Origin of the sequence: Corynebacterium sp. UMB0012, from assembly GCF_030216265.1 — a bacterium.
In the GTDB taxonomy this organism is placed as follows: domain Bacteria; phylum Actinomycetota; class Actinomycetes; order Mycobacteriales; family Mycobacteriaceae; genus Corynebacterium.
In genome coordinates, this window is sequence record NZ_JASOKQ010000094.1 from 1 (window position 1) to 294 (window position 294).

Below are 294 nucleotides of genomic sequence, written 5' to 3' on the forward strand. Positions count from 1 at the left end.
GAGATCGCACGTAAAGCCGAGCTTTTTCGCCAACAAACGGGAATTGCACCGTTTATTGTGATTTTACCCGACATTAATAATGAAGCCAGTCTCAGACAAAATGGTAAAGCGATGCTGGCGCATGCGGCATCTTCAATGAGTAATGTAAAAGGCAGCGTCCTGTTACTCTTTACTACCCGCGAGCCACGGTTAATTATGATAACCAACGGCCAGGTCGAAAGCAGTATGGACGATAAACATCTCGGCCTTCTGGTAGAAAATCACACGCTGGCTTATTTACATGCGGATCTCTGG

The 294-nt window shown here is 46.3% G+C and carries 1 protein-coding gene; it reads left to right on the plus strand.

From position 1 onward, the window contains the following. Positions 1-294: hypothetical protein (locus QP324_RS12005; RefSeq protein ID WP_284816208.1), on the plus strand; the 294-nt coding region annotated here is incomplete at both ends.